Source organism: Paraburkholderia madseniana (assembly GCF_009690905.1).
Classification (GTDB): domain Bacteria; phylum Pseudomonadota; class Gammaproteobacteria; order Burkholderiales; family Burkholderiaceae; genus Paraburkholderia; species Paraburkholderia madseniana.
Genome location: NZ_VOSW01000001.1, coordinates 279,653 through 306,306 on the forward strand (window position 1 = coordinate 279,653; position 26,654 = coordinate 306,306).

The following is a 26,654-nucleotide window of genomic DNA, read 5'->3' on the forward strand; positions in this document are numbered from 1 at the left end:
TCCTCTGCGGTCCGGCTGGCTCCCCCTGCAAAGCAGCGGGATTGCATTAATTGCGTGGCTCACTATAGTCCCTTACGGTTCTACAATATGGAACCATTTCATTATTCCGGATAGAACCACTTGGACACCGTGATCTTGTCGGATTGGCTTGCCGCGCGGCTCGACCGCGCCGCCGCCGAACCGGTCTACAGACAGACGTTGCGGCTGATGCAGCAGGCCATCCTGACCGGCCAGCTACCGCCTGGCACCAAGCTGCCCAGTTCGCGCATGCTCGCCGAGGACCTCGGCATCGCGCGCAACACGGTGCTGCACGTCTACGATCAGCTAACCGCCGAAGGCTATGTGATCTCGACCACCGGAAGCGGCACCTATGTCGCCGACACGCGGCCGGACACGGCTGCCGTGAATGCACGCAAGAAGCCGACAGTGGCGAGTGTCAATGGGGACATGGACAGCGCCGATCAAGCCGGCGAGGCCTTAAAGCCGCTAAAACGCGATCTAGGCGACCTCTCCATGCGCGGACGCAGGCTCATCGATCAGGCCGGTGTCTCCGCCAAACAGTGGGGCGCGTTCATGCCCGGCGTGCCCGACGTCGCTGAGTTTCCGGCGCGCACGTGGAGCCGTTTGCAGGCAAGGTTGTGGAAGGAAGCCAATCCCGATCTGCTGACTTATGCGCCGGGCGGTGGCTACCGGCCGTTAAGGCGGGCGCTGTCCGACTACCTGCGCGTCGCACGCTCGGTGAATTGCACGCCGGACCAGATCATCATCACGACGGGCATTCATCAGTCGATCGATCTGGCCGTGCGTTTATTGACCGACGTCGGCGATCGCGCGTGGGTGGAAGAGCCGTGCTATTGGGGCGCGCGCAGCGTGCTGCAATCGTCAGGGATTACGCTAGTGCCGGTGCCCGTGGATGACGAGGGCCTCAATCCGCGCGAGCAGGATCTGCAACAGCCGCCGCGGCTGGCGCTCGTCACGCCGTCGCATCAATATCCGCTCGGCATGGTGATGAGTCTCGCGCGGCGCCGTACGCTGCTCGAATACGCACGCCAGCACAACGTCTGGATCATCGAGGACGACTACGACAGCGAGTTCCGTTACGGCAGCCGACCGCTTGCATCGCTGCAAGGGCTAGACGACGCCGGCCAGGTGATCTACGTGGGCAGCCTGGGGAAGATGTTGTTTCCGGGTTTGCGGATCGGCTACATGATCGCGCCGGAGCATCTGGTGGATACGTTCCGCACGGGCGTGGCCGAGCTGTACCGCGAGGGGCAACTGATGCAGCAGGCGGTGATGACCGACTTCATCATGGACGGCCATCTCACATCGCATGTTCGCCGTATGCGCGCGCTCTACGGCGAGCGGCGGCAGATTCTGATCGATGCGATCACCGCGCGTTTCGGCAACGAACTACCCGTGATGGGCGACGAGGCCGGCCTGCACCTCGTGCTCGGCCTGCCCGATCATGCGAACGATCGCGCCGTCACGGCAGCCGCTTACGATGCCGGCGTGATCGTGCGGCCCCTCGCCGCTTACTACAGCAGCGAGACGCCCGCGCGACGCGGACTGTTGCTGGGCTACGCCTGCGTGCCGAACGAGAAGATCGGTCCGGCATTCGACACGCTCGCGCGCGTGATCGAGCAGACGGCGCTGAAGAAGGTGCCGACGCGAGCCGCTTAACCGTACGCCGCCGCTGCCTTGACGGGCAGGTAGCGGCGTACACCCACTACGCAATACGTTACATCGCGCCGCATCACTTCAGCCCAAAGTCCACCCGCGTCGTGGCGCCCTTGTCCTTGATGCCATCGGCGTCCAGTTTCGGCGCGACGATAAACACGCGGCTGCTGTCGATCTTGCCCTCGAAATACTGCTGCACGGCTTGCGCCCGTTGCTGGGCGAGCTGCCGCAAACTTGCGTCGTCGATCGGAGCATTGGCGGCCATCGCCGCCTTCATCTCGTCGTCCGGCAGGCTCTTGGTCAAGCCGACGAAATTGCGCGGCTTCTTGAAGTCGGCCGCTTTGTAGGCCTTGGCCAAGTACTTATCGTATTCCTTCGGATCCACGGTGACGGTCGACAGATCCACGCTCTCGCCATTGCCCACCACGTCCTTGATCTTCTGTTGCTTGACCTCGCGTTCGACGTATTGCGCACGCAGGCCCGGCCCGTCGACTGCCGGATCGACGCGGCCAATCAGATCGATACGGATCGAGCTCTTGTCGGCCAGCGCCTTCACGATGGTGTCGAGCTTCTTGTCCGCGGCGTCGGACAGTTTCGCCGACCCCGGTTCGAACTCGACGTAGCCCAATTCCTCGCCACCACCACCGAAGGCATTGGCGATCAGCGAGAACGGCGCGGTGACGGCTTTCTGCAGCAGATTGAGCACCGCATGCCAGATGAGCCCGCCGACGCTGAACTCCGGATTCGACAACGATCCCGACACTGGCAGATTCACGTCGATTTCACCGCGCGAGTTTTTCAGCAGTGAGATCGCGAGACGCACCGGCAGCTTGGTCGCCGTATCGTTCTCGACGTGATCGCCGAACGTGAGCTGGTCGATGAAAATATGATTGTTCGCGTTCAACTGATCGTTATCGAGCTGGTAGTGCAGATCGACGTTCAGCTTGCCCTTGGTGATCGGATAGCCGGCGTATTTCGCCGAATACGGCGTGAGGTTGGTGAGTTCGATATCGTGCGCGCTGGCTGTGAGATCGAGCGCCGGTTTTGCGATCAGCGGATTGACGGTACCGCGAATCGACAGCGGACCATTCGCCGCCAGCTTCGCGGCGATGTCCACGGGCGCAGGCGTTGTCGACTGCGTGCCGAACGCGCCGACCGTACCTTGAATGCCAACCAGGTTCGCGGTGAAGTTCGGCTTGATGAAGTTGTCCGTATACGTCACGCGGCCCTGTTGCAGCACCAGTTGGCCGAAGTGCAGTTTGACGGGGCTTTGCGGCGGCGTGGCGGCCGTAACTGTGGCCGGCGTGGCTGGAGTTGCCGACGACGCCGGTACCGGCGCGGAGGCCACCTCAGGCGCCGATGCAGCCTGCGGCGTCAACGGCACCGGCTCGTGGCCGCCGCTCTTGTCGCGTGTCAGCGATTGCGCGGCGCCGCTTTCATGCGCGACCACGTCCTTGAGATTCAGCTTGCCTTGCGCGTCGAGCAGCACACGCCCATAGAACTTCGTGAACGTGACGCGGCCCGCGTCGACCGCCGTGCCGTGTTCGTCGTAGTCGGCCTTGAGATTGGTCAGCGCGAGCGAACTCCATCCTGCGAATGGGTCCGAAGTCGCCTTGTCGATCATCCGCACGTCGACGAGCGCGACGTCGCCGCGGTACGTCGCTTTGAGCGCCTTCGCCTGACTTAGCGCGAGATCGCCGTTCGCGTTGAGCAGCGCGCTGGCAATCAACGCATTCAGCTTGCTGCCGAAGTACGGTTCGAAGGCCGCCGCATCCAGGCGGTTCGCGTTCACTTTGACGGCCACCTTGAGCGGCGTCGCCGTGACATCGCCCTTTACGCCGAGCGTGCCTTTCTTGTTGAGCGTGGCTTGCAGATCGACCGGCAGCGGCTTACTCAGGTCGTCGCTGATCTGTTGTACCTTCAATTGCAGCGGCGTCACGCTCAGCTTCACTGGATTCGGCGTCGTGTTGTCGGTGAAATTCGCGGTCGCGTCTTTCAGGTTGAGTTCGCCGATCTTGTAGTGCCACGCGGGCCCTTCCGCCTCAGCCTTCTTCACCGCATGGATCGCCGTGCGCTTCTGCTCGACCTGATGCGGACCCGCGAGCGTGGCGAGGTCGATGCTGCCGTCTTTCAGACGCTGCGCATTGACCACCAGGCCGGTCGTGTTGACGCCGGTGATATCGGCAGTGCGCCCCGCGACGTCCACCTGCTTGACCGTTACCTGGCCTTGCGCGAGCGAGACGACCGGATCCTTGCTGCCACGCGCCGCGAGTTTGAGCGACTGCAGATCGAGTTGTGTATCGGTGACCATGACTGCGACCGGCGACTTCGACCAGTTCGCGCCGACGTTGGCATTGGCGGAAAGCGCGCCGTCCATCACTTGCGCGGCGGTCGCGGTGTCGAGATACGGTTGCAGCAACGGCAACTTCAATGACTTCAGATCGAGCTTTGCGCTGGCGGTCTTCGCAACAAGGCCGAACGCGCCGGCCACGCCGAGCGAGCCACCGGCGTCCTTGAAGTCGGTATTGAGCGTGTAATGCGCGGGGGCGGGGGCGAGCGTCGAGAAATCGGTCAGCGTGACGGCCAGTTTTTGCAAGCCCAAGTCGACCGGACGCGAGGCGGCTTCATCGTGAACGTTGACGGTGCCGTCGTTGAGCGCGAAACGCTTGATCGACAGGTCCAGAGGCTGTGCGGCCTTTTCCGTGGCGCTGGCACCAGATGCCGCGACGGGCGCAGACGCTGGCACCGACGCAGAAGCCCCCGCAGCAGGCGCAGTCGCGAACATCCGCTCGACACTCAACACGCCTTCTTTATCACGCGCAAGATTGGCGCTCGGCGCGTCGATGCGGATCTCGTCGAAGTGATACAGGCTCTTCAACGGCTCCAGCGTCGCGGCAGCCACATGCACTGCGTGCGCCGCGAAGAACGGCGCCTTGCTTTGATCGCGCACGTCCACATCGTTCAAGTCGACGGTGCCCGCAACACGCAACGAAGGCGTGCCGTTGGACATCACAAAGTTGAGCTTGAGATCGGTCGACAGCTTGCCGTTCTGCACAACCACAGGCAGCTTGGTCGGCGCGTAGGAGATGAGCTGCGGCACGTCGAGCCCGTCGAAGCGCAGCGACACCTCCGATTCGCGCGACGCAGCAAACGGCTTGGTCTTGCCTTCGATCGCAAGCGGACTGCCGTCGATACGCGCACGCAGCAACGGCTCGACGAAGATGTCGGTTTTCGAAGGCAGCGTAGCGATGAACGGAATGCCGAGCTTCCATTGATCGATCACGTGCGTTGCGCCGAGCAATTTGTCGTCGAACGTAATCTGACCGTTTTCGAGGCGAATGTTCGACACCGAAAACAAGGTCGGTTTGCTATCGGGCTTGGCCGGCTGCTTCGAGAATTTCTCGATCAGGTCGGTGAAATTGAAGCGCTGCGCGTCATAGCGAACGATATGAAAGCGTGGTGAATCGAGCTGTATTTCATCGACGATCGGCGCGCCACGAAACAGCGAGCTCCATGACGGCTTCACGATGAACCGCGCAATATCGACAAAATCGCCCGCGCCGCCACGCTCGCCGATATGCACGCTATCGGCTTCGAGCTTGAGCGTGTACGGATTGAGTGCGATGCGGCCGATCGTGGCCGGCCGGTCGAGTTGCTTGCTGAGTTGCTGCTCGGCAATGTGACGAATCAACGGCGGCGCCGCGAAAAAGCCCAGCAGACCGAACAATACGAGGAAGATCAACAGACCCGTGATGACACGCCGGGTGCGGCGTGACTGCGCGACATCGCGCACGGTCTGCATGGAAGAGGCGATTGATGCTTTATTGAGGCTTGCCATGCTCGGTCTTGGGTAATGCGGCGGCAAGCCCGCCGCGAAACGAAAATCCCGCAAGCGGCAGTATAAGTGGTGAATCTTACGCGGGATATAAATGTAAGCCGTGGCTTACACATTGTTGCACGCTACAGCGGCGTATGTCCGCCGGCACGAAGGCGGACATACGCTGATTTATGCGTCACTCATACCTTGCTGTCACAGCAGTGACGCATAACGCTGGTGGACTTCACACCGGCACTTCGCTGCCCCGCATCAACGAGGCATTTCGCTGGCGAACTTCATCGACGTCGGCGCATGTCACTGACGCACGACGGCCGGCGGTTGCCAACTGCCATCGGTGGCTTGCGGCTTCGGTGCGTACAAACGCAGCATCAGTTGCAAATCGGCGCGCGGCGCCGGCAGCCAGTTGCCGCTCTTACCTCGTGTTGATGACACCGTCACGTCGAGTGAGCCGTCGCGATTGCGGCGCGCACCGTTACGGTCGCCGACTGCAAGACGCGCCGGCGCGCTTTCCCCTAACGCGCCGTCCTTCGTGTAGGCGGTGATCGACCAGAAGCCGCGCACCGGCGGCAACTGGTTCGGCTCGAAGTGGATCACGTAACGATTTGCGCCGTTGAGGGCATGACCGTCGCTGTCCTGGGTGACGACCGCGCGCACTTCATCGTCCTTCGTGCCGATGCCCGGTTGGATCGCCGCGGCGTAAGCGCGCATCGCATAGTCGGGGCCGTAATTGCCCACGCCGTCGCCGAACCAGTTCCAACCGTTGCCGCTCAGCAGATTGGACGGCGGCGTCACGACACGCTGGTGGCCATCGGCAAGGCCCGCAGCGATCGCCTCGGGCGCGCTCGGCAGCTTCACCGGATCACCAGGCGTCACGCCGAAGTCCGAAAGGATTTTCAGCGCATGCGGATCGGCCGGCGTCGGCGGGTTGTCCGGCAAGGCCTGCGCGAGCCGGCTGAAGAAGCCGTTCGCGTCGAGCGCGGCGACTTGCGCGGCCGGCGTGCCGGAAACGGCCGCGGCGGCGGCATCGGCAGCACTGCTGCTAGGCGGCGTAATCGATGCCGAGCGCGTGCCGCCCGCGTAGACGCTCAACGGTGCGACGCGGATGGCGCGCTGCAGCTTACGAACCGCTGTCAGATCGCGGGTGCCGTTCGACTGGATGCGCACGCTCACCCAGACGTTGCGGGTCGGCACGTCGACGCGCGTCACGCCCTTGGGCAGATCGCCCTGCCAGCCCGCGCCGACGAAAGCAATCGTTTGCGTCTTGATGCCTGCGGCACGGGTGGTGAATTGCGAACTGGTCGACCAGACGACGTTGGTCCACATGTCGAGCACGCGGGCGTCCACGTAGCGGCCACGCGAGTCGGGCAGCGACACGATCACCGGCTCAGTGCCGACGTCCAGCCAGCCGGTCGAGTCGAGCGTGTCGAGACTCGGCTGCAGCGGATTGGCCGCGCCTATCGGCGGCAAGGCCTGCGCGTGACGTAGCGTATTGACCGGCGCCTGGCCCGGATCGGTGCCGACCGCCGCGTCGCGCGCGACGCCCATCAGCACCAGCGGATAGCCGAACACATACGAATCGGCGACTTCGTCCTTGATCCAACTGTTGGCTTTTTGCGTCGTGGACGGAGTCGACGCACAACCAGCCAGAAATGCGAGGCCTGCGAGCGATGCGCAGGTCCAGTGAAGCGAAAACAGTTCTTGGCGATTTTTTATCATTCGTTCAGGTGGCAGAACGTGCGGTCCTAAGGGAGACGTCGGTGCGCAGCGAAACCGGTTTGCGTGGCCTCCCTAAGCCCAGCGCAGCCAGGCGGTGGCTCGCGATTCCGACAACATCGGGTTGTATCGTATCCTTGCTCACCAGGCAAGCGCAAAGGCAGGAATAGCGCCTGGCAATGCGCGCGCGGACACCATTAGCGTACGGTTGACGATTTTTGCCACTGCGCCGCTGGTTCTTGCCCTGCTGGTCAAGTCGGGCGACTGGTCGGCCAGGCGCACCGCAAAAACATCCTTGACCTTCCCATCATGGGAAGGTCAATACTGGGTTCATGATGCGGCCCAATGCCGCGACGAGCCTTGTCTACCATGACCGAACTTGCCACGCCGCTGCGTCCCGCGGACGCTACACCCTTCAGAACCACCGAACTCGACATCGGCGGGATGACCTGCGCCTCATGCGCGATGCGTGTCGAGAAAGCGCTGGCTAAGGTGCCGGGAGTCGCGGAGGTGTCGGTGAATCTGGCGACCGAAACGGCAACCGTCAATCTCAGCGACGTGGCATCGGATGCCAATGCCGCCTCCGATGCATTGATCGCGGCGGTCAAGAAAGCGGGCTACGAGGCAACGCTGATCGCGCCGCCGGACGCACCGGCGTCGGCTGCCGGGAATGCCGCCCTTGCCTCCTCTGCTGACAACAAACGCAACCAGACACGCCGCGAACTGGCGGCCGTGCTCGCCTCCGCCGTGCTGACGCTGCCGCTCGTCCTGCCGATGGTCGGCGAATGGTTCGGTTTGCACGCAATGCTTTCGCCGTGGCTGCAGTTCGCCCTCGCCTCGATCGTGCAGTTCGTATTCGGCGCGCGTTTCTATCGCGCGGCCTACCGTGCGGTGCGGGCGGGCGCCGGAAACATGGACTTGCTGGTGGCGCTCGGCACGTCGGCGGCTTACGGAATCAGCGTCTACGAACTGGCGACCCATCCGGGCGACATGACGCATCTGTACTTCGAAGCGTCGGCGGTCGTAATTACGCTGGTGCGTTTCGGCAAATGGCTCGAAGCGCGCGCCAAGCGCCAGACCACGGATGCGATCCGCGCCCTCAACGCACTGCGCCCCGACCGCGCACGCATCCGCGTCGGCACGGACGAACGCGAGGTACCGCTCGCCCAAGTGCGGGTCGGCACGGTGGTGATCGTGCGTCCGGGCGAACGCGTGCCAGTCGACGGCGCCGTGCTCGAAGGCCGCACTCATATCGACGAATCGCTGATTACCGGCGAAAGCCTGCCCGTGCCGAAGCAGGCAGCCGATCCGGTTACCGCCGGTTCGATCAACGGCGAAGGCGCGATTGCGGTGACGACGACCGCGATCGGCGCGGAGACGACCCTCGCGCGAATCATCCGCCTCGTGGAAAGCGCGCAGGCTGAAAAGGCGCCGATCCAAAGGCTGGTCGACCGCGTCAGCGAGATCTTCGTGCCGGCGATTCTGGCGATTGCGGCGCTCACGCTGGTGGGTTGGCTGATCGCCGGCGCAGGGGGCGAAACCGCGATTCTGAATGCGGTCGCCGTGCTGGTGATCGCCTGCCCGTGCGCGCTCGGACTGGCAACGCCCGCGGCCATCATGGCCGGCACCGGCGTTGCTGCGCGGCGCGGCGTGCTGATCAAGGACGCTGAGGCGCTGGAAACCGCGCATCGGGTGAATATCGTTGCATTCGATAAAACCGGCACGCTGACGCTCGGGCAACCGTCGGTGACGGCGTTCGAGGCGATCGGCGGCATTGAGCGCGGCGAGGCATTGGCGCTTGCAGCGGCCGTGCAGCGGCACAGCGATCACCCGTTGGCGCGGGCAGTGGTGAAGGCGTATGAAGCGGCACAGGTGGGCGGCAGTCTGCAGGACGACGCTGCGGTTGAGGACTCGCCGGCGAACGGTGCCGTCGGCGCGCTGGACGATAGCAGCGGACTGGGCGCTTCAGCGTCCGTTGCGACAGCGAAGGTCGCGGCGGCGGCGCAAGTTCCGGCAATCACAGCCAGCGCCGCACGCGCGGTGCCCGGGCGCGGTGTGGAAGCCGACATAGACGGCCGCACCCTGGCGCTCGGCAGCACGCGCTGGCTCAACGAACTCGGCATCCAGTTGCCGCCGGAACTCACTGAGCGCGCAAAACAGCTCGAAGCCACCGGCAACACGGTCTCCTGGCTGATGCAGCGTGCACCGCTTGCGCCTACCGCGCTCGCCTTGATCGCCTTCGGCGACACCGTCAAGCCGACCGCCCGCGCGGCCGTCGAACGGCTTGCCCAGATGGGCATCAAGAGCGTGCTCGTCACCGGCGACAACCACGGCAGCGCAGCGAGCGTGGCCCAGGCGCTCGGTATCGACGAATTCCACGCCGAAGTGCTGCCCGACGACAAAGCCCGCGTCATCCGCGACCTGAAGATCCGCAGCGCCGGCATCGTCGCGATGGTGGGCGACGGCATCAACGACGCTCCCGCGCTCGCCGCCGCCGACATCGGCATCGCGATGGCGACCGGCACCGACGTTGCCATGCAGGCGGCCGGCATCACGCTGATGCGCGGCGATCCGGCGCTGGTGGCCGACGCCTTCGACATTTCGCGCAAGACGTGGCGCAAGATCCAGCAGAACCTGTTCTGGGCATTCGTCTACAACCTGATCGGCATTCCGCTTGCCGCCTTCGGCTTGCTGAACCCGATGCTTGCCGGCGCGGCGATGGCGTTTTCGAGTGTAAGCGTCGTGACCAATGCGCTGCTGCTGCGCACCTGGCGCGGCGCGTCAGCGCGTTGACGGTGTTTACGCCGCTACATTACGCAAAGCTTTCGAAATCGCTAAAGATATGGGCAAATCGGCCGTAATGCTGGCATAGGTGAAAACCATGCATTCGCATGGTTTGCGCACCTCATGTCCTCCTTACTCTGAACGCCCATGGAATTTTTCTCTTTGCGCCGCGCCAGCATCGGCGCCCGGCTTGCCGTGCTGTCGTGCGTGCTGGTGGCATTGATTTTTGCCGCCTTTACATGGGCGCTCACGCGCAACGCCGGCAAGCAGGTCAGCGATCAGGTGCTCGAACGCATCGCCGACAAGGACCGCTCGATCGCCGCAATGATCACGCTGTTCGACAAGGCGCTGTCCGCCGAAGTCGATCGCTCGATGTCGCTGTTCGCGAGCTTCCTGCCCACCGCCTACACGCTCGACGACACCCAGAAAGTCGACATCAACGGCGTTGCCACCCCGACCATCAAGGCCGGCGACAAAGTCCTGAACATGGACTTCTCGATTCCCGACCAGTTTCTCGAACGCAGCGGCGCGGTGGCTACCGTGTTCGCACGCAGCGGCGACGATTTCGTCCGCGTGACGACTTCGCTGAAGAAACAGGACGGCTCACGTGCGATCGGCACGCTGCTCGACCGCAAGGCGCCGGCGTACGGGCTGATCATGGCGAACAAGTCCTACACGGGACTTGCCGCGCTGTTTGGTAAACGTTTGATCACGCAATATCGACCGATTACGGACGCGAGCGGTCGCGTGATCGGCGCGCTGTTTGTCGGCGTGAACGTGGACAAGGAAATCCAGTCGGTCCAGGACGGCATCAGCAAACTGAAAATCGGCGACAGCGGCTACTACTTCGTGGTCAATGCCTCGAAGGGCGCGGATCGCGGCAAGCTGATCGTGCATCCGGCCGCCGCCGGCCAGAACGCGGACAACGCGAACGCGCCGTATCAGCAGATGCTCGACATGAAAGAAGGCCAACTCGAATTCAGTTCCGCCGACGCGACGCTGGGCGAGCGCAACGCGCGCGACAAATTCGTGTCGTTCGTCACCGTGCCGGAATGGCAATGGCTGGTGGGCGGCGTCGCGCCGCGCGACGAAGTGATGGCGGACGTCGTCGCGACACGCGATGAATTCCTGCTGATCGGTTTCGCACTGGTCGGCGTGTTCGCGATCGTGTTCCTGATCGCCGTGCGTCGCCTCGTGAGCCGTCCGCTCGATGAGGCCGCGAAAGCGTCCGAGCGCTTCGCGTCGGGCGATCTGAGCGTGCGCGTGGGGAAGGGTGTCAAGGGCGCGAATGCGCGTGCCGACGAAATCGGCCGCCTGATGCAGTCGATCGACGGCATTGGCGAAGGCCTTGCGCGCATCGTTTCGCAAGTACGCAATGCGTCGACGGATATGTCGGAAGGGACTGAAAAGATCGTCACCGGCAGCGGCAACATCGCCGCGCGCATTGCCACCCAGGCGAGCAGCCTCGAGGAAACGGCGGCCAGTATGGAACAGATCACGTCGACCGTGCAACAGAACGCCGACCATGCCGCGCAGGCCAACACGCTCGTCACGAATGCCGCGGACGCCGCAGTCGAAGGCGGCCGTGCCGTCGAACGCGTGGTTTCGACGATGGGCGAGATCAGCCGCTCGTCGCAGAAGATCGCCGAGATCACCAGCGTGATCGAAGGCATCGCATTCCAGACCAATATCCTTGCACTGAACGCGGCCGTGGAAGCGGCGCGCGCCGGCGAACATGGCCGGGGCTTTGCGGTGGTGGCGTCGGAAGTGCGCGCGCTGGCGCAGCGCAGCGCGGCTTCGGTGAAAGAGATCGACGGGCTGATCGCCGCCTCCACGGCGACCGTGCAAAGCGGTTTCCGGATCGCGGAGGAAGCTAGCTCGACGATGCAGGGCATCGTTCAACAGGTGGGCCAGGTGCGCGCGATCATGGCCGAGATCAGCGTTGCGTCACGCGAGCAATCGGGTGGTATCGAGCAGGTCAATCTCGCTGTCACGCAGATTGGCGAGGCGACCCAGCAGAACGCGACGATCGTCGGCGAGGCTGAACTCGCGGCGGCTGAGTTGCGCGATCAGGCTGCTCGGCTTGCGCAGGTCGTGAGTGTGTTCAAGCTGGAGGCTGGGCGGGATTAAAGCGTTGCCTATGTAACGGCGCGGCAGCTTGCCGCGCCGCCGTGCGCCGTGATCAAAACTCGACGTCCAGTTCGTCGATCTCCTCCACTTCCTGCTGCGCGTCCGCGATCCATTGCTGCATCTCGGGCAGCGCCATGATCCGCTGCCCATAGTCGACGATCTCCGGATCCAGCTTGACGTCGTAGGTCACGAAACGCGTCACCACGGGCGCGTACATCGCATCCGCCGCACTGCGCTCGCCGAACAGAAACGGCCCACCGTACTGCTTCAGGCACTCGCTCCAGATCGTCACGATGCGGTCGATATCCGACTGCGCCCGCGCCCACACCTTGAAGCCCGGAAAATGCGCTTTCAGATTCATCGGCAACGCCGAGCGCAGCGAGCCAAAACCCGAATGCATCTCGCCGCAGATCGAGCGGCAATGCGCTCGCGCGCGAATGTCTTTGGGCAATAGCGCCGCTTCCGGCTTCAGTTCGTTCAGATATTCGGCAATCGCGAGGGTGTCCCAGACCTTGATGCCGTCGTGAAAGAGACATGGCACCAGAATCGACGGCGACAGCAGCAACAATTCTGCGCGCGCGGCGGGATCGTCGATCGGCATCACGATCTCTTCGAACGGCAGGCCGCTGAATTTGGTCAGCAGCCAGCCGCGCAGCGACCACGACGAATAGTTCTTGCTGCTGATGGTGAGCGTGGTATTCGCCATACGATTCTCCTCCAGATGAGGCGTTCGTCCGACGCCTGACGATGCGCATGCACGTTGTCGTGCGCGGGCGCACCAAAGCGCGGCAAATTCGGCCCGTTCCCATGACCGGCGCAAATGCTATGCCAACGTGCAGTGACGGCCGCGTCAGTGCGACTGCACGATTGGCACATGACTTGCCTCTATTCGGGCTCCTTCCCTTTCTGCACTCGTGCGAAGGTTATGAACCTGTTCGCATATCCCACATACCAGGCTTTCGCCGACATGATGCTGCCGATGCGGCACGGCGCAGCGCTGGTGAATCATTCGCTCGACGCCTGGCCCGCGTTTGGCGATACGTCGCATGGACGCTCGATACGCGCGGCTTGCGAATTGCTGACGCTCGCCGGACTCACGCCTGTCAGGCCGCCATTCGGCATCGATAGCGTGGTGACGGAAGGCAAATCCGTACAGATCGTCGAGGAAGTCGCGGCGCACACGCCGTTCTGTTCGCTGTTGCATTTCCGTAAAGACACCGCGCCTTCTCATCCGCAACCGCGCGTGCTGGTGATCGCGCCCATGTCCGGCCACTTCGCGACGCTGCTGCGCGGCACCGTGCGCACGATGCTGGCCGAGCACGACGTTTACATCACCGATTGGCACAACCCGCGTGACGTGCCGCTGAGCCAGGGCCGGTTCGGTTTCAACGAATACGTACGGCACGTGATCGATTTCATCGAAACGATCGGGCCGGGCGCGCATCTGCTGGCGGTGTGTCAGCCGACTGTCGCCGCTTTGGCCGCGGTCGCGCTAATGGCCGCCGATGACAACCCCGCGCAGCCCGCCAGCATGACACTGATGGCCGGCCCGCTCGACACCCGCATCAACCCGACACGTGTCAACGAGCTGGCTAAAAGCAAGCCGATCGAGTGGTTCGAGCAGAACCTGATCAGCGCGGTGCCGTTCGGTTTTGCGGGCGCGCACCGTCGCGTGTATCCCGGCTTCGTGCAACTGACCGCGTTCATGGCGATGAATCTCAACCGCCATCTCGACTCGTTCGAGACCATGCATTACGAGCGGGCCAAAGGCGATCCAACGAAGGCCGATACGATCCGCACTTTCTACGAAGAATACTTCGCGACGATGGACCTGACGGCCGATTTTTATCTGGAGACCGTCGACACGGTTTTTCAGCGGCACGCGCTGCCGTTGCATGAACTCGAGGTGGAAGGGCGGCTTGTGGAGCCTTCGAAGATTCGACGTACTGCGCTGCTGACTGTGGAGGGTGAAAAAGACGATATTTGCGCGGTTGGGCAGACGCTCGCTGCGCAGGATATGTGCGACAAGTTGAGGCCTTATCTGAAGACGCATCATGTGCAGACCGGTGTGGGGCACTATGGCGTGTTCAATGGACATCGGTGGGAGCGGCAGATTTATCCACGCGTGCGGGCCGTGATTTACGACAACGAACCGCGTGCGGTGGTGGTGAGTTCGCGGGCGCGGACGATTCAGCCGGTGTCGGTGGCTGCGGCGGCTGAGGTGATGGCGGCAGCGCCGGCTGCGGTGGCGGTGGTCGATGTCGAAGTGGGTTCGGCGACGACGGTGGTCACTGACGCGCCGAACGGAGTTAGCTCCGGCAGCGGCACCAAGCCTCAGCAGGCGGCGTCACGGGCGCCGCGCCGGCGGCCGCCCGCGACACAATCGTGAGTCAAGCCACGGCGCTCTTCCACGGCTGCACCGCCGGGACTTCGCACGGACCTTCGACTTCAATCGACTTGAAATCGGCCGGCGACACGATCTCGATGTACTCCATATCTTCGGAGTAATCGAACAGATAGTGGACGATGCCCGGCGCCTGATGCACGCAATCGCCGGCGGCGACGAGCGTCTCCTTGTCGCCGTACATGAAGCGCGCCCAGCCCTTCAACATGATCACAATGTGGAAATCGGCCTCATGACGGTGCCAACCGGTGCCTTGCTCTGGTGCGTGATTCGCCTTGACGAGTTGCGCGAGCACCTTGCCGCCGGTTGCCTGCGCGATGCCTAAATCGCGGTAGAGAAAAAAGTCGCGTAGGCCCTGATCCACGTAGGACGTGTCTTGCGGACGGACATGGCTGAACTGCGTAGCGAATTCGGTGGACATGATCGCGCTCCTCTTGAGTGAGCCGGCAGTTGAAAACGACGCGTTGGAGCGTCGGTTGCAAGCATCAAGCGGGCCAGTTTGCGGGGGTGGCTATGCGTTGCTCGAAGGCGACCAGGCTGAGGACGCACCACGCATTACGCAGTGCGTCTTGCTTCAAACGCTTCGGCTGTTGCGGACCATTATGCGCTCGGGCGAAACATCTGGAACATCTCACCGATTCCCGCGTAGTCCGCGCGGTAGCCCGCGCGCATGATCGGCTGCGCGGCGTGTGTGTCGAACAGACCGTCTTTCAGATAGGCCTCGTTGATGTGGACGCCGACCACTTGCCCGAGCGACAGGTAGTTGTCCATCGGCTTGCCGTCGAGGGTATGCAGACGGACCACTTGCAGCAGCTTGCATTCGAGCGCGGCCGGCGATTCGGCGACGTGCGGCACGGCCACGTTGCGGCCAGGCGCGGGTGTAAGGCCCGCGAGTTCGAATTCGTCGACGTGGGACGGGACGGGTGCGGAGGAACGGTTCATCTGCTCGGCGAGCGGCTTGCTTGACAGATTCCAGACGAATTCGCCGGTGGCCTCGATGTTGGCGATGCTGTCTTTACGGCCTTCGCTGCAGAAGCCGATGATCGGCGGGAAGCTGGCGAACGCGCCGAAGAAACTGTAGGGCGCGAGGTTCAGCGTGCCGTCGGTGGCGCGTGAGGAAATCCAGCCGATCAGGCGCGGAGCGACGATGGCCTTGAACGGGTCGTGCGGGAGGCCGTGACCGGTGGCGGGGTTGTAGAAGTAGTGGGACATGGTTTGTGTTGGGGTTTGCGGGTGAGGCGGGAGGTATTTATACCGCAGAGTCATTAGGGCTGCTGGGAGTGGGAGTGAAGGGAGCTGCTGCTGTTGGCCTTTCCGTGGATTCAGGTTGATCGGTTGGCTTCGCGCTCCCTCTTAACAGGCTTTAGACTGTAAATGCTAAATACAGCTTATTGCCTGTATTTGTGCGCTACAGTTCAGAGACTGTATGAGCCTGAAGAAGGAACCGATGGATTACGCTATCAAGACGCTAAGTCAGCTTCGCCCCATTCTCCTGGGCTTCCGAAAATCCGCGGGGCTCACACAAACTGCGGTGGCGGAACTGCTAGGTATCACCCAGCAGAGTTACGCACAACTGGAAGCCAAGCCGGCATCGGCAAGCGTCGAGCGGCTTTTTAAGGTCTTGCGCTTGCTGAACGTGGAGCTACGTATGAGACAGAGATCGTCCGCGCCAGGTAGTGAACCGAAGCAGGCCGACCCGCCGAAAAGCCAAGGGCAAGTCCCCGCCGCCGAGAAAACGAAACCGTCGCCGGTCGCCAAGCGCCCGAGCCGAACTCAGAACGCGTCTAGTTCGAAACAACCTCTTAGGGCAATCGCGACCAAAAAGAAACGAGAAAACTGGTAATCGTGGCACGCCCTTGTCAGACGCAGCGACTTGACATCTGCGGAGCCGTTGTGACGCACGGGACTGGGCTTGCCATAGAAGGCTCTTTCTCAAGCGCTTTCCCGCGGCAAGATCGAGGCTCAATCACCCGGGTAACGCCACCGCCTGCAATCTGCACGTAGTTGGTTGCGGCGTCCGTCAGCGATGCGTAAGCACACCGTCATAGTCGACCGGTGCCGCACACACGACAACCGCGAATTGCACAAACCGGATGGCAGCGCCACGACATGCTCAGACGCCATAAAGCACAAACCCGGTGCTCGGGCTGGGTTTGTGCTACTGCTTGCTGCGGGGGCTAAATCCCTAATCTGGCGATCAAACTAGATCCCCTCTATTCGTACATCTTCGCCGCGTAAAGGATATCGGCCGACGTGCGCCAACTCGGCGTGACCGGAATGTCTTGTCCAGTGTTTCTGTAAAAGTTGTCAATGGATCTGATCCAACTTTCCATTGCGACAAGAAACCGCTCAAGCGTTGGGTTTTCCCATTCAGCTCGATTTTGCTCTAGATCTTGTAACAGAGCGGCAACGAAATCTGCCAATTCCTCTTTGGATGCAATGCCCCTCACCCGCTCCGACAATTGCATGCGTTCCTCCTACGGTTTGGACGTGCCTTTGACACAAATGATGCAACCTTGATTGGGGGTTGTGAACTTCCACCCCCGACTCGACACTTCCTGAGCTGTAGCCGGGGTAATGTTAACTTGGGTTCCTAACTGATACGTAGCAAATAGTCGGCGGTTGTCGAACGTGTACACAAGTCCGTCTTGCTCGTACACGCGTATCGGTGGCAAATCGGCTGGCGAAATCACGCCGGATTTCAGAGCCCCGATCGTATCTTGCCGCGATGTTCCATCCTTAAACGTTGAGCTGATGCTGTATCGCGTGAAACGAACCAAACCCGGATTCGCCAATCTGCTCAGATTGCTCGGCACGCCATTGTTTGTGGCATGGCAAGCCTGTCCAACTCGCGAACGCTGATTACTGGAACAATATCGAGAGGCGACGTGCTATTGCAATCGCGGCCAGATCATCAATCCGCTCAAGCAACAACTCTCCGTCAACATCAATAAAAGATTCAAGCGCATTTTTCGGAACCAATCCCACCGATCTCGCGACCTTGTTTTGCCACTCCGAAATGAAAGGTGTTGGCGCTCGAGTTTTCATTTCTGAAATTATCTCATTCAATTCGTTACGGAGATCAATGCATGCCAAATCCCCCCATTCTCCATCAGAATCGGAATGCAGAATGAAGGTCGGGAATCGACATCCAGCACGCCCACCCTCCAGCTCCGTTACCAAGTACTCGCGCAAACCATTGAAGTCGGCATAAGTGCCGATCTCGACACCTTCCACCTCTTCTTGGCCGTCAAAGATACAGAGATAGAGACCCATCAATAGTTCTCCCGTGTGACCGAGTTCCGGCACCGCTTTATCAAATCAACCAGAGATCGATCAAACTCAAACGAATTCGGCACCTTAATAATCAGTCTCTTCCTTTCCTCGACTGCCCGGAATGCAAGAAGTCGAATCTGATAGGTCGCCCGTAGTTTCGAAACATTTTTCACCAGATACATCCTGTTAAAAGACTCCGCATCCGGCATCGCGCTCCGTGCAACTTGATGTTTCGTATTCTTAAATTCCACGATATCCCCTTACTTCGGCACTGGTTGAACGCTTACACCCCAATTTGATAGCCATTGTGCAAACGTCGAGTTGACGCTGAATGCTTCGCACGACCTCGCATTGACCGGCCCGCTGCAAGGCGCGAGCGTCACGACCGCGCCTGCGACGTTGATATCGTGTTGCGCATTAATGCCGACTGTCGTACCACTGGAGATCTTACCCGTCGATACCACGGTCACATCGTTCTGCGCCGTCGCCGTCACAGCGTGCAACGCCATTAACCGCGACTAATCACCTGCTTACGGCCTGCTTTGACGCGCGCCAAATGGGCGTCGTCCCACTCATAGAAACCAGCACCGCTACGTACGCCAACACGCCCCGCGTTCACCTGCGCACGCAGCAGATCGAGCACGTCTTCGTCTTTGGCGAGTTCCGGCATCAGATGCTGGGAGATATCGAGGAAGGTATCGAGGCCGCCCATGTCCGCGCCCTCGAGCGGCCCGACGATCCCCCATCGGCGCCCGAGCGACGCCTTCATGACCCGATCGACCACATCAGGCGTGGCCGCTCCTGAACGCACGATGTTCAACGCCTCGCGCAGCACCGCGAACTGCAGCCGGTTGCCGACAAAACCCGGAATCGCCTTCGCGAGCACCACCGGCTCCATGCCGATCGCGCTCATCAACGCTGCGGTACGTTCGGTGACTTCCGGCGCGGTCGCGGTACCCGGCACGACTTCGACGAGCGGGATCATGTGCGGCGGATTCCAGAAATGCGCGATCAGAAAACGCTCCTTCGCGCGCAACGGAGCAACCAGTTGATCGGGTGGGAAACCGCTGGTGTTGCTCGCGAGAATCGCATCGTCTGCCATCAGTTCAGCCAGCGACGCATACAGGCGATGCTTCAGTTCCAGCACCTCGGGAATCGCCTCGATCACGAATTGCGCCGCCGCCATCACGTCGAGTTGCGCATGTGTCTCGATGCGCCCGAGCGCCGCCTGTTTGGCGGCGTGGTCGATGCGCCCGGCGTCGATCAGTTCGTCGAGTACCGCTTCCGCCTTGGGCGCGACGCTCGCGAGGCGCGCCGGGTCGACGTCGTGAACGATCGTCCGATGCCCATGCAACGCGCTTTGCGTCGCAATGCCGACGCCCATCAATCCAGTGCCCACTACGCCTATGACTGCCTCGTCCACGCCGCTCTCCTGCTGCCGTCGATGAAAGCCTTCGAGCATAGCGTAGCGCGCCGTTTTCCAAGACCGAACGTGGCAAAGCCGGTCTTCCGTGAGGAAAGACCGGCTTTGCGAACTTCACGCCGCGTCGCACGGCGCCGTCATGCGCGCATTAGTAGCGCGGGGGCGGCGGGCGATGATCGTCGCCGTGATGATGCGGATCGTAGTCGTGCGGATGGTGACCCATCCAGTCGTCATGAGCCCAGTAGCGGTGGCCGTCGTAGTAACGATCGCCGTGCCAGCCGATGTTGATCGACACGCCCACCGGCCTCATGTGCGGCTGACCGTAAACCGCCGGTCCCGGACCATTCTCGACAACCACCCGTTCCTGGGCGAAAGCACTGCCGGCTGCGAGCAACGCGCCGCCCGCCAGCAAGGTTGCAACGATCGAACGCGACGTCTTGTTAAAGGTTTTCATCGTGACCTCCCATGCAAAGTTTTGTATCAAGCCAGCGCCCGTGTTCGGTCGACATCGAACCGCGGTTTTGGGTTCGGACCAGACGCCGTACGCTTGAGACCAACTTTAGCGGTGCAAACCGCGTGAAGACGTGAGCACTTGTAAGCGCACATTTCATTGGAAAAGACTGATGAATGGGAGTCTTTTCGACCTTCGCCGCCCGTCTATAGCACATGCGCGGTGGATCAACTGAATGACACGATGGCGCCGTGTGAGGCGCCGTTACATCCATTTCGGCCGGGAAATATTCGGAAAAACTGGAAATCGGGCTGCGAGCGCACCAAAAACAAAAGCCACGGCACGCGTTTCGCGGGCGGTGGCTTCAATGATGCGAGGCGCACTCGACGTGCGCGCCCATGCGCGATGGTCCGCGCTCAGGCCATACGACTTTGCTTTTTAGTCGCTCAGCTTGATGCCGAACAACGTAGATTGCGCTTTGCGCATGCGCTCTGCTTCGCGGCTACGTGCTGCGTACGAGTAGTCCGAATCCAGCGGCAGATGGGGCGACGCAAAGAGGTCGCTGACCTTTTGGAACAATGCAAAAATGAAGCTCATGGCGACTCCCGGTTGGTTACTGCATTTGCTAGGGTTTTCCCTTAACAAGAATTATAGGGTTTTCCCTAAGCAAAAGCTAGTGCAATGCAGCAATTTCTCGGGTGTGGTGTGTTGTCACAGGGTTTTAGTCCATGGTGCGTTGCACCATGACAACGTCCCCGTTTTTCGTATTTCAGGGTCAAAAGCGTCCGCTTACTGAAGGGTGGTCGATTGCGGCTTTCTGCTGCGCGTGGGTTTCGCGCTCGTCGTGTTTTTGCGAGGGTTCACTACGGCTGCATCGACTGCACCCTCCGCAGTGCTCTCCGCACGCATCAGCGTCGCGCTGTTGACGGAGACAATCAGCCCCGGCAAGGTCCGCGCGGGGTTCTCTTGCGGCTTGACGGAAGCGCCCGTCGCCGAAAACTCGACGTTCAACGCCCAGTGCCCTTCGTGGATGCCCTGATCGCGCAGAAGCGCGCCTAGCAGTTCCTCGATCGAATATTTGTGCGTGCTGGTCGGCATGGTGGCTCCCGTCAGAAGATGCGCTGGCGTATCCGGTCCGGCTTCGCAACAGCAACGAGAGTGTAAAACGCGACGTTTGGCTTGCAAGGCGTTGGCGGCGGGTGTTGCCTTACGGCGCCTATCCTAGGAGGCAGGGAGCGAGAGCGGGGCTGGGGGTTCAGGACTGGAAGCCGCGATGCTGCGGGGCCGGGAGCGGGAATAGGCGCCCAGCTGTTTGCGCGGGCAAAACGAGCTGCCGCGGCCGGCTAACGCCGGCGCGGCAGTAGTTGAAGATCAGTGCGAATTGGCAGCTTTCGGCTTGTGCGCGTGCTGCGCGCGCGTGCCGCGTTTGCCATGCGCTGGCGTGGCCACGGCTGGCTGAGGCGCTGCGGTTGCGGCTGCGTCAGAAGCCGCATTGGCCGCCGCCGCGTTGGCCATCGCGATGTGCGTGTCGAGCAAGCTGGCCATGGCGGCCTGCTGGTTCTGCATCATCTGTTCGATGCGGTGTTGCTGGGCGGTGGTTTCACGCGTCAGGCGCATCAGGAGCACCGTCTGCGTGATACCGATCGCGACTGTCATCAGCAACGCGCCCACCACGATCGACAACATCCACTTCATTCGGCGTGAATGGTCGGTCGCGGCGAGGCGTTGATCGGCGATCACGCCGTACAGGGCATCGACGGTATCGGCGAAGGCCGTAGCACGCGCGCGGTCGAGTTCAGGCGCGGCCCGCAGCGCTGCCGCGGCTGCTTCGGCGCGCTGGGCTTCACGGAAAGAAGGCGCAGAGAAAGACGCGTTTGTGTGTGCGGCAGATGCCGAGGCTGATGCGGGCGCTGATGCCGACACCGACGCCAGCGCAGATGCCGATGCGGGCGCAAACGCAGACACATTGCCCGACGACTTCGCAGCCGGCCTCGGCTCAGCAACCACCGCGCCGGAATCAGTCCCAGCCCCAGACTCGGAGGAAGACAAAGCACGCTCCGCTCCCGCATGCGCGCCTTCTGCGCCGACCGCTTCTCTCAAAGCCGTCGTCGCCTTGGCAAAAGTCGCCGCGAAACGCTGCGGCGGAATAGGCGGCCTGGCACCGCCCGAGGTCGTTGCAACCGCTGCATCTGTCGTCGCTGCGCCCGGCTCAGCAGCCTGGCGCAGCGCGGTCACACTGCGCGCCACAGTCGCCGCCGCCATCGCAGACGTGAGCGGCACAACCGCGTCACGTGCCGACGCCGCCGTTTTATCTTCGGCCGACGCTTCTGCGACCGCCTTCACATCCCCGAAAGCCAGCTCGCCGACAGGCGATGCCGTGGCCTCCACGGCCTCCGTCTCCAGCCCACTCAATTGCGCATTCACCTGCACCGGTTCATCCGATTTCGCAGCGCGAGGCGCACGCCGCGCCGCCCTTGCCTCCAGCGACATGCCGTCGGCATCGATCGCGCCAACCGCGGCCAGCACGACATCGGGTAATTCAAAGCCGTGCAACGTGCCTTGCCGGACGTCGATATTCATCGCTTCCAGCGTGGCGCGAGTGGGATCGTCGGGGAACAGGTCGAGCGTGCTGTCGTCGCGCGAGGCATCGCTCAGTTGCGCGAGACGTTGTGCCGAGCGCGCGGCGCGCGCCAGCTTGTTTTCAGTTTCGGTCGAGACGGTGGCCTGCCGCCGCTTCTTCGAAGCGGCGCGCTGAGGCCGGGACTGCGTGGATGCTGCGGAATCTGCCATAGAGAAAAAAGCGGTCGTCGCCGGAAAGCGGGCGCCGAGCACCGCTCGTCAATGCCATTGGAATTTTTCGAGACCGCATTGTCGCATGGCCGCCCGCCCCAGCCGAAGCCATTCGCCGAGGTTTTTCCGTTTTTAAGACGACGCCTCGTCCTGCCGGAACTGCTTGACGCCGCGCAACTGACGCAAGCGTGAGCGGATCACTTCATATTCGGTATTCGACACGCGGTGCAACGTGATCACTGTGACGGAGTGCCAGCGGCAGCCGTTTGCTTTATGCTTGGCCGCACGTCGCCGCGCGGGTTGCTGGGACGATCGTCGTGCCGCTGGCGAACTGCCCTATTGCGGGCCAATCAGCATCCACGATCGCCGGCGGCGCGCGCCGTGGCGAGAGCCAAAACCCGCACGCGCTTCGAATGACCGAGTTTGACCAACCGAACTATGCAGAGCATGACCCCTTTCACCGCTTCGACCATCCCGCTTGCCACCACACTGCGTGATCACTTCACTCACGTCGTGCTGCCGCTGTGGCGCGGACCCGGTTTCAACCCCGTGCTGAAGCTACCCTACGAAGCGGTCAGCGCCGAGGGTCCCGAACCGTTGCCCGCGGAGCGTTATCGGGCGATGGCGTGCGCGCGACAATTGTTCGTGTTCTCGCAAGCAGGCGATGCAGCGCATGCCAAGGTGCTGTTCGACTCGCTGATGCACGCCTTTCAGGACACGCGCAACGGCGGATGGTTCTATAGCGCGGATGCGCAGGGCGCGCCGCTCGACACGACCAAAGACTTGTACACGCATGCGTTCGTCGTGTTCGCCTGCGCGGAATATGCCGGCCGTTCCGGCAACCGCGACGCGCTGGAAGTCGTGCATCGCACGTCGTCACTAATTCAGTCGCACTTCGCGGCCGGCGATGATCTGTTCAACGCCGCACTCACCGCGGACTTCGCCAGCGTGACCGGCACGCCGATCCAGAATCCCTTAATGCACCTCACCGAAGCCTGGTTGGCCGCCCGCGAAGTCACGCGCGACAACGCCTTCGACGCCGCGTTGCGCCGCCTCGCCGGCGCCATCGCGCATCACTTCGTGCATGCGCCGACCGGCTGCGTCGCCGAATTGCCGATTGGCGCGGACGACAACCGTCTGGAACCGGGGCACCAGTTCGAATGGTTCTGGCTGGTCAAGCAGGCGGGTGCGTTGTTCGAAGCCTCAGGTCTCGACGAATCGCTGACGCGCGCGTTCAGCTTCGCGCAGCAATATGGCGTGGACCCGCAAACGGGCGGCGTGTACGCCTCGCTCGACGAAACCGGACGCATCAAGGACGCCACCCAGCGGATCTGGGCGCAGACCGAGTACCTGCGCGCCCTGGCGAGCCATGACGACCCCGCTGCGCACGCCGCGCTGCCGCGGCAAATCGAACTCTTCCGGCAACGCTTCCTGCGTCCGCAAGGCTGGTTCGAATGCAAAACGGCCGCCGGTGATGTGGTGCGCGCCGACATGCCGTCGACCACCCCCTATCACCTCGCGACCGCCTATGACGCCTTGCCCGGCTAAGTGCCGGCCGCCGTCTTCCCGTGCATCGGCGTCAAAAGCCGACTGACCGGTCAATCAGTATTCTTCGCGTTGCCAGGGTCCCCAATCGGCGTCGGCAGTTTTGAATCGCGTGTAGGTTGCGCTATGTCCGGTGGGGGTATCCGATGTGTCGCCGTGCGGCTTTTTATCGGTGGTGTGAAGGGCGAAAGCCTGGTGCTCTTCGGTATCGACCGTGATACGGCCGACCGGATCCGGGGCGCCTTCTTGAGGTGATTTCGACTCCAATATCGCGAGATAGGGGGTCAAACGACTCCAGAATGAGGTAAGTTCATCTTGCAAATAATGTGTCAATGTTTTTCCTGGAAGAGTAATACAAGCAGTTTACCCTACCGGCTGGGCCCCCTTGGAAAATGGTTTCCGGACCTCAAAAGGGTCCAATCAGGGGAATACCCGAATACTTGTTGATTGGCGTCCATCATAAAGACGTGATACAACTCGTACTTCGCGCTCGATCTCGTGTTGAGAAATAGCGGTCGCGAATGCAACACACAACATTTACTGGATTAAAAATGGCAACAGGTACTGTGAAGTGGTTTAACGATGCAAAGGGCTTTGGCTTCATCACCCCGGACGACGGCGGCGAAGACCTGTTTGCACACTTTTCGGAAGTTCAAGGCAGCGGCTTCAAGTCCCTGCAGGAAAACCAGAAAGTGACGTTCGAAGTCAAGCAAGGCCCGAAGGGCAAGCAAGCTGCGAACATCCAGCCGGCCTAAGTACCTTCAGGTACGTTGAGGCACCCTTAGGCGCTTGCGTCTAATGCAAAATGGCCCGCTTTGGCGGGCCATTTTCTATTGCAGATGCCCTCTTTTTGGGCACGTTCGCGGTCTAGATCGCCCGCATTCCTGACAGCGCAAACGCCGCCGTTTGCCCGCGCAGATCGTCCATTTGTTGCATTCGCAACACAGTCTCAGAAATTTCGAACACGGAAACGGCGTCCTTCAATTGCTGCGTCTGCTGATGCAGCGAAGCAGCCGCTGCGGCGGCTTCCTCGACGAGCGCCGCGTTCTGCTGCGTCATCTCGTCCATCTGCACCACCGCCTGGTTGACCTGCTCGATGCCCGTGCTCTGCTCGAGCGACGACGCGCTGATTTCCGCCATCATCTGCGTGACGCGCGAAATCGACGCGGAAACGTTGCTCATCGCCTCACCGGCATGCTCGACCAGCGCCGAACCGCCCTGAATTTCGGCGACGGATTCGCTGATCAGCGTCTTGATTTCCTTCGCCGATTGCGCGCTGCGCTGGGCGAGCCCGCGCACCTCGCCCGCCACTACGGCGAAGCCACGGCCCTGTTCGCCCGCGCGCGCCGCTTCGACGGCCGCGTTCAGCGCGAGGATATTGGTCTGGAACGCGATGCCGTCGATTACCGAAATGATCTCGGCGATCTTGTCCGAGCTTTGCGCGATGCCGCGCATCTTGTCGACCACCTCGTTGACCACTTCGCTGCCGCGCGAGGTCGCCTCGAGCGCGGTTTCGGCGAGGGCATTGGCTTCACGGGCGTGATCGGCGTTCTGGCGCACCGTGGCGGTCAATTCCTCCATGCTCGACGCGGTTTCTTCGAGCGATGCCGCCTGGTTTTCCGTACGTGCCGACAGATCGGCGTTGCCGGTGGCGATTTCGTCGGCGCCGAGATGAATCGAGTCAGCGGATTCGCGCACGGTTTGCACGGTGCGCGCCACGCTCGCCTGCATTTTCGCGAGGCCCGAGAACAAACGGCCGATCTCATTGGTACCGCGCGAAGCGATCGGCTGGTCGAGACGCCCTTGCGCGATGCGGTCGAAGTGACGGCCGGCTTCTTCCAGCGGCGCCACCACGCCCTTACGGAGCGCTGCGTACACGCCGAATGTGCCCGCCACCAATGCCAGCAGGATCGCGATGCTGACGGCGCGGAACGTGGCCATGCGGGTGTCGATCGAATCGAGCGACGCACGGCTCGCGGCGGCGCCGAATTGCACGAAGTTGTGCGACTCGGCGAGGTACGCGTCCTGGAAGCCTTGGGTCGGCTGGTCGAGAAAGGCCTGGATATTATTCGCGTCGAGAAACTGCACCAGTTCCGCGAGCGCGTCGTGGAGCTTTTTGTAGCGCTCGGCGAGCGCCGCAGCGCGAGTGCTGTTTTCGTCGCTGGTCTTCTGCGCGCTCATAAACGCGCCGAACGACTGGTCGGCTGCTGTCAGTTGTTCGCGGGCGTGCTGCACGATGTCGGCCGGCTCGGCGCCGCCGCGCACCATGCGCGTACCGGCGCGCGACAGGTTGATGCGCGCGTCCATCAGATGCTGGGTCGTTTCATTGACCGCGTCCACCTGCTTCAAGGCGATATTCGACAGATCACCCACGTCGTCATGCGTGCGCGTGAGCGACCAGAATCCCAAACCCACCGTGACAAGCTGGAAAACGCAGAACGCGGCCAGAACACACAACAGGCCGGATGCGACCTTGATCTTGCTGAACATCGTGAACACCTAAAGCAAAGAATGACGGGACCTACGTCAGGGTTAACGGCAAGGCCAAACTTTGCTTGAGATCAATGTCGTCAAAAATCGTCTTACGTCCCCTTTTCATCGGCCAACTTCGCAATTCCCGTCA

General features: G+C 62.0%; 21 protein-coding genes. 7 read left to right on the forward strand and 14 right to left on the reverse strand.

All coding sequences use genetic code 11. The features are described 5' to 3' along the window. Positions 1–120: 120 nt before the first annotated feature. Positions 121–1,680 carry a MocR-like pyridoxine biosynthesis transcription factor PdxR gene (pdxR, locus tag FSO04_RS01205; protein ID WP_154557971.1) on the forward strand — a complete coding sequence of 520 codons (1,560 nt, stop codon included), beginning with the start codon at positions 121–123 and terminating at the stop codon, positions 1,678–1,680. Between the two features lie 73 nt (positions 1,681–1,753). On the opposite strand, the gene FSO04_RS01210 is transcribed toward pdxR, so the two are convergent. Continuing rightward, a complete protein-coding gene (locus FSO04_RS01210) occupies positions 1,754–5,515 on the reverse strand; it encodes a DUF748 domain-containing protein (RefSeq protein ID WP_154557972.1) in 3,762 nt (1,253 codons plus the stop codon). Between the two features lie 294 nt (positions 5,516–5,809). Continuing rightward, on the reverse strand, positions 5,810–7,231 hold the full coding sequence (locus tag FSO04_RS01215; protein WP_154557973.1) for a DUF1254 domain-containing protein: 1,422 nt from the start codon (positions 7,229–7,231) through the stop codon (positions 5,810–5,812). 342 nt (positions 7,232–7,573) lie between these two features. Between FSO04_RS01215 and FSO04_RS01220 the strand changes: the two genes are divergently transcribed. Beyond that, entirely contained in the window at positions 7,574–10,021 is a 2,448-nt protein-coding gene (locus tag FSO04_RS01220) for a heavy metal translocating P-type ATPase (RefSeq protein ID WP_154557974.1), read from the forward strand. A 138-nt stretch (positions 10,022–10,159) separates the two neighbouring features. Further along, entirely contained in the window at positions 10,160–12,142 is a 1,983-nt protein-coding gene (locus FSO04_RS01225; RefSeq protein WP_154557975.1) for a methyl-accepting chemotaxis protein, read from the forward strand. A gap of 52 nt (positions 12,143–12,194) precedes the next feature. Here the strand turns inward: FSO04_RS01225 and FSO04_RS01230 are convergent, their stop codons facing one another. Then, complete coding sequence (locus tag FSO04_RS01230) at positions 12,195–12,848, reverse strand: glutathione S-transferase family protein (protein WP_054034774.1); 654 nt, start codon at positions 12,846–12,848, stop codon at positions 12,195–12,197. A 219-nt stretch (positions 12,849–13,067) separates the two neighbouring features. Between FSO04_RS01230 and FSO04_RS01235 the strand changes: the two genes are divergently transcribed. Then, entirely contained in the window at positions 13,068–14,531 is a 1,464-nt protein-coding gene (locus tag FSO04_RS01235) for a polyhydroxyalkanoate depolymerase (protein WP_154557976.1), read from the forward strand. Position 14,532: 1 nt separating this feature from the next. Here FSO04_RS01235 and FSO04_RS01240 read toward each other — a convergent pair whose 3' ends face one another. Both FSO04_RS01240 and FSO04_RS01245 read right to left on the reverse strand, forming a co-directional pair. After that, on the reverse strand, positions 14,533–14,967 hold the full coding sequence (locus FSO04_RS01240; protein ID WP_093634459.1) for a cupin domain-containing protein: 435 nt from the start codon (positions 14,965–14,967) through the stop codon (positions 14,533–14,535). A 179-nt stretch (positions 14,968–15,146) separates the two neighbouring features. Further along, entirely contained in the window at positions 15,147–15,758 is a 612-nt protein-coding gene (locus FSO04_RS01245; protein ID WP_154557977.1) for a flavin reductase family protein, read from the reverse strand. A 235-nt stretch (positions 15,759–15,993) separates the two neighbouring features. On the opposite strand from FSO04_RS01245, the gene FSO04_RS01250 reads away from it, so the two are divergent. After that, entirely contained in the window at positions 15,994–16,389 is a 396-nt protein-coding gene (locus FSO04_RS01250; protein ID WP_154558028.1) for a helix-turn-helix domain-containing protein, read from the forward strand. A gap of 370 nt (positions 16,390–16,759) precedes the next feature. Here the strand turns inward: FSO04_RS01250 and FSO04_RS01255 are convergent, their stop codons facing one another. The 7 genes from FSO04_RS01255 to FSO04_RS01280 form a co-directional block, all read right to left on the reverse strand. Beyond that, the gene (locus FSO04_RS01255) at positions 16,760–17,014 is read right to left on the reverse strand and encodes a DUF7660 family protein (protein WP_154557978.1); all 255 of its coding nucleotides are present in this window, start codon (positions 17,012–17,014) and stop codon (positions 16,760–16,762) included. Positions 17,015–17,408: 394 nt separating this feature from the next. Further along, complete coding sequence (locus FSO04_RS01260; RefSeq protein ID WP_154557979.1) at positions 17,409–17,822, reverse strand: Imm70 family immunity protein; 414 nt, start codon at positions 17,820–17,822, stop codon at positions 17,409–17,411. A gap of 508 nt (positions 17,823–18,330) precedes the next feature. Beyond that, positions 18,331–19,284, reverse strand: a complete 954-nt coding sequence (locus FSO04_RS01265; protein WP_154557980.1) for a 3-hydroxyacyl-CoA dehydrogenase family protein — start codon at positions 19,282–19,284, stop codon at positions 18,331–18,333. A 109-nt stretch (positions 19,285–19,393) separates the two neighbouring features. Further along, positions 19,394–19,699, reverse strand: a complete 306-nt coding sequence (locus FSO04_RS01270; RefSeq protein WP_154557981.1) for a hypothetical protein — start codon at positions 19,697–19,699, stop codon at positions 19,394–19,396. A gap of 435 nt (positions 19,700–20,134) precedes the next feature. After that, complete coding sequence (locus FSO04_RS46230; protein WP_166618131.1) at positions 20,135–20,293, reverse strand: hypothetical protein; 159 nt, start codon at positions 20,291–20,293, stop codon at positions 20,135–20,137. Between the two features lie 192 nt (positions 20,294–20,485). Next, complete coding sequence (locus FSO04_RS01275) at positions 20,486–20,794, reverse strand: hypothetical protein (RefSeq protein ID WP_154557982.1); 309 nt, start codon at positions 20,792–20,794, stop codon at positions 20,486–20,488. Between the two features lie 273 nt (positions 20,795–21,067). Then, positions 21,068–22,486, reverse strand: a complete 1,419-nt coding sequence (locus FSO04_RS01280) for a hypothetical protein (RefSeq protein WP_154557983.1) — start codon at positions 22,484–22,486, stop codon at positions 21,068–21,070. A 438-nt stretch (positions 22,487–22,924) separates the two neighbouring features. Here FSO04_RS01280 and FSO04_RS01285 point away from each other — a divergent pair, with 438 nt between their 5' ends. Then, positions 22,925–24,034 (forward strand): AGE family epimerase/isomerase, encoded by a 1,110-nt coding sequence (locus FSO04_RS01285; protein WP_154557984.1) that lies wholly within the window; start codon positions 22,925–22,927, stop codon positions 24,032–24,034. A gap of 54 nt (positions 24,035–24,088) precedes the next feature. Here FSO04_RS01285 and FSO04_RS01290 read toward each other — a convergent pair whose 3' ends face one another. Next, positions 24,089–24,319, reverse strand: coding sequence for a hypothetical protein (locus FSO04_RS01290; protein WP_233464700.1), 231 nt, complete (start codon positions 24,317–24,319; stop codon positions 24,089–24,091). Between the two features lie 263 nt (positions 24,320–24,582). On the opposite strand from FSO04_RS01290, the gene FSO04_RS01295 reads away from it, so the two are divergent. Next, positions 24,583–24,786 carry a cold-shock protein gene (locus FSO04_RS01295; protein WP_007178724.1) on the forward strand — a complete coding sequence of 68 codons (204 nt, stop codon included), beginning with the start codon at positions 24,583–24,585 and terminating at the stop codon, positions 24,784–24,786. A gap of 112 nt (positions 24,787–24,898) precedes the next feature. On the opposite strand, the gene FSO04_RS01300 is transcribed toward FSO04_RS01295, so the two are convergent. After that, complete coding sequence (locus FSO04_RS01300; RefSeq protein WP_154557985.1) at positions 24,899–26,521, reverse strand: methyl-accepting chemotaxis protein; 1,623 nt, start codon at positions 26,519–26,521, stop codon at positions 24,899–24,901. Positions 26,522–26,654: the final 133 nt, after the last annotated feature.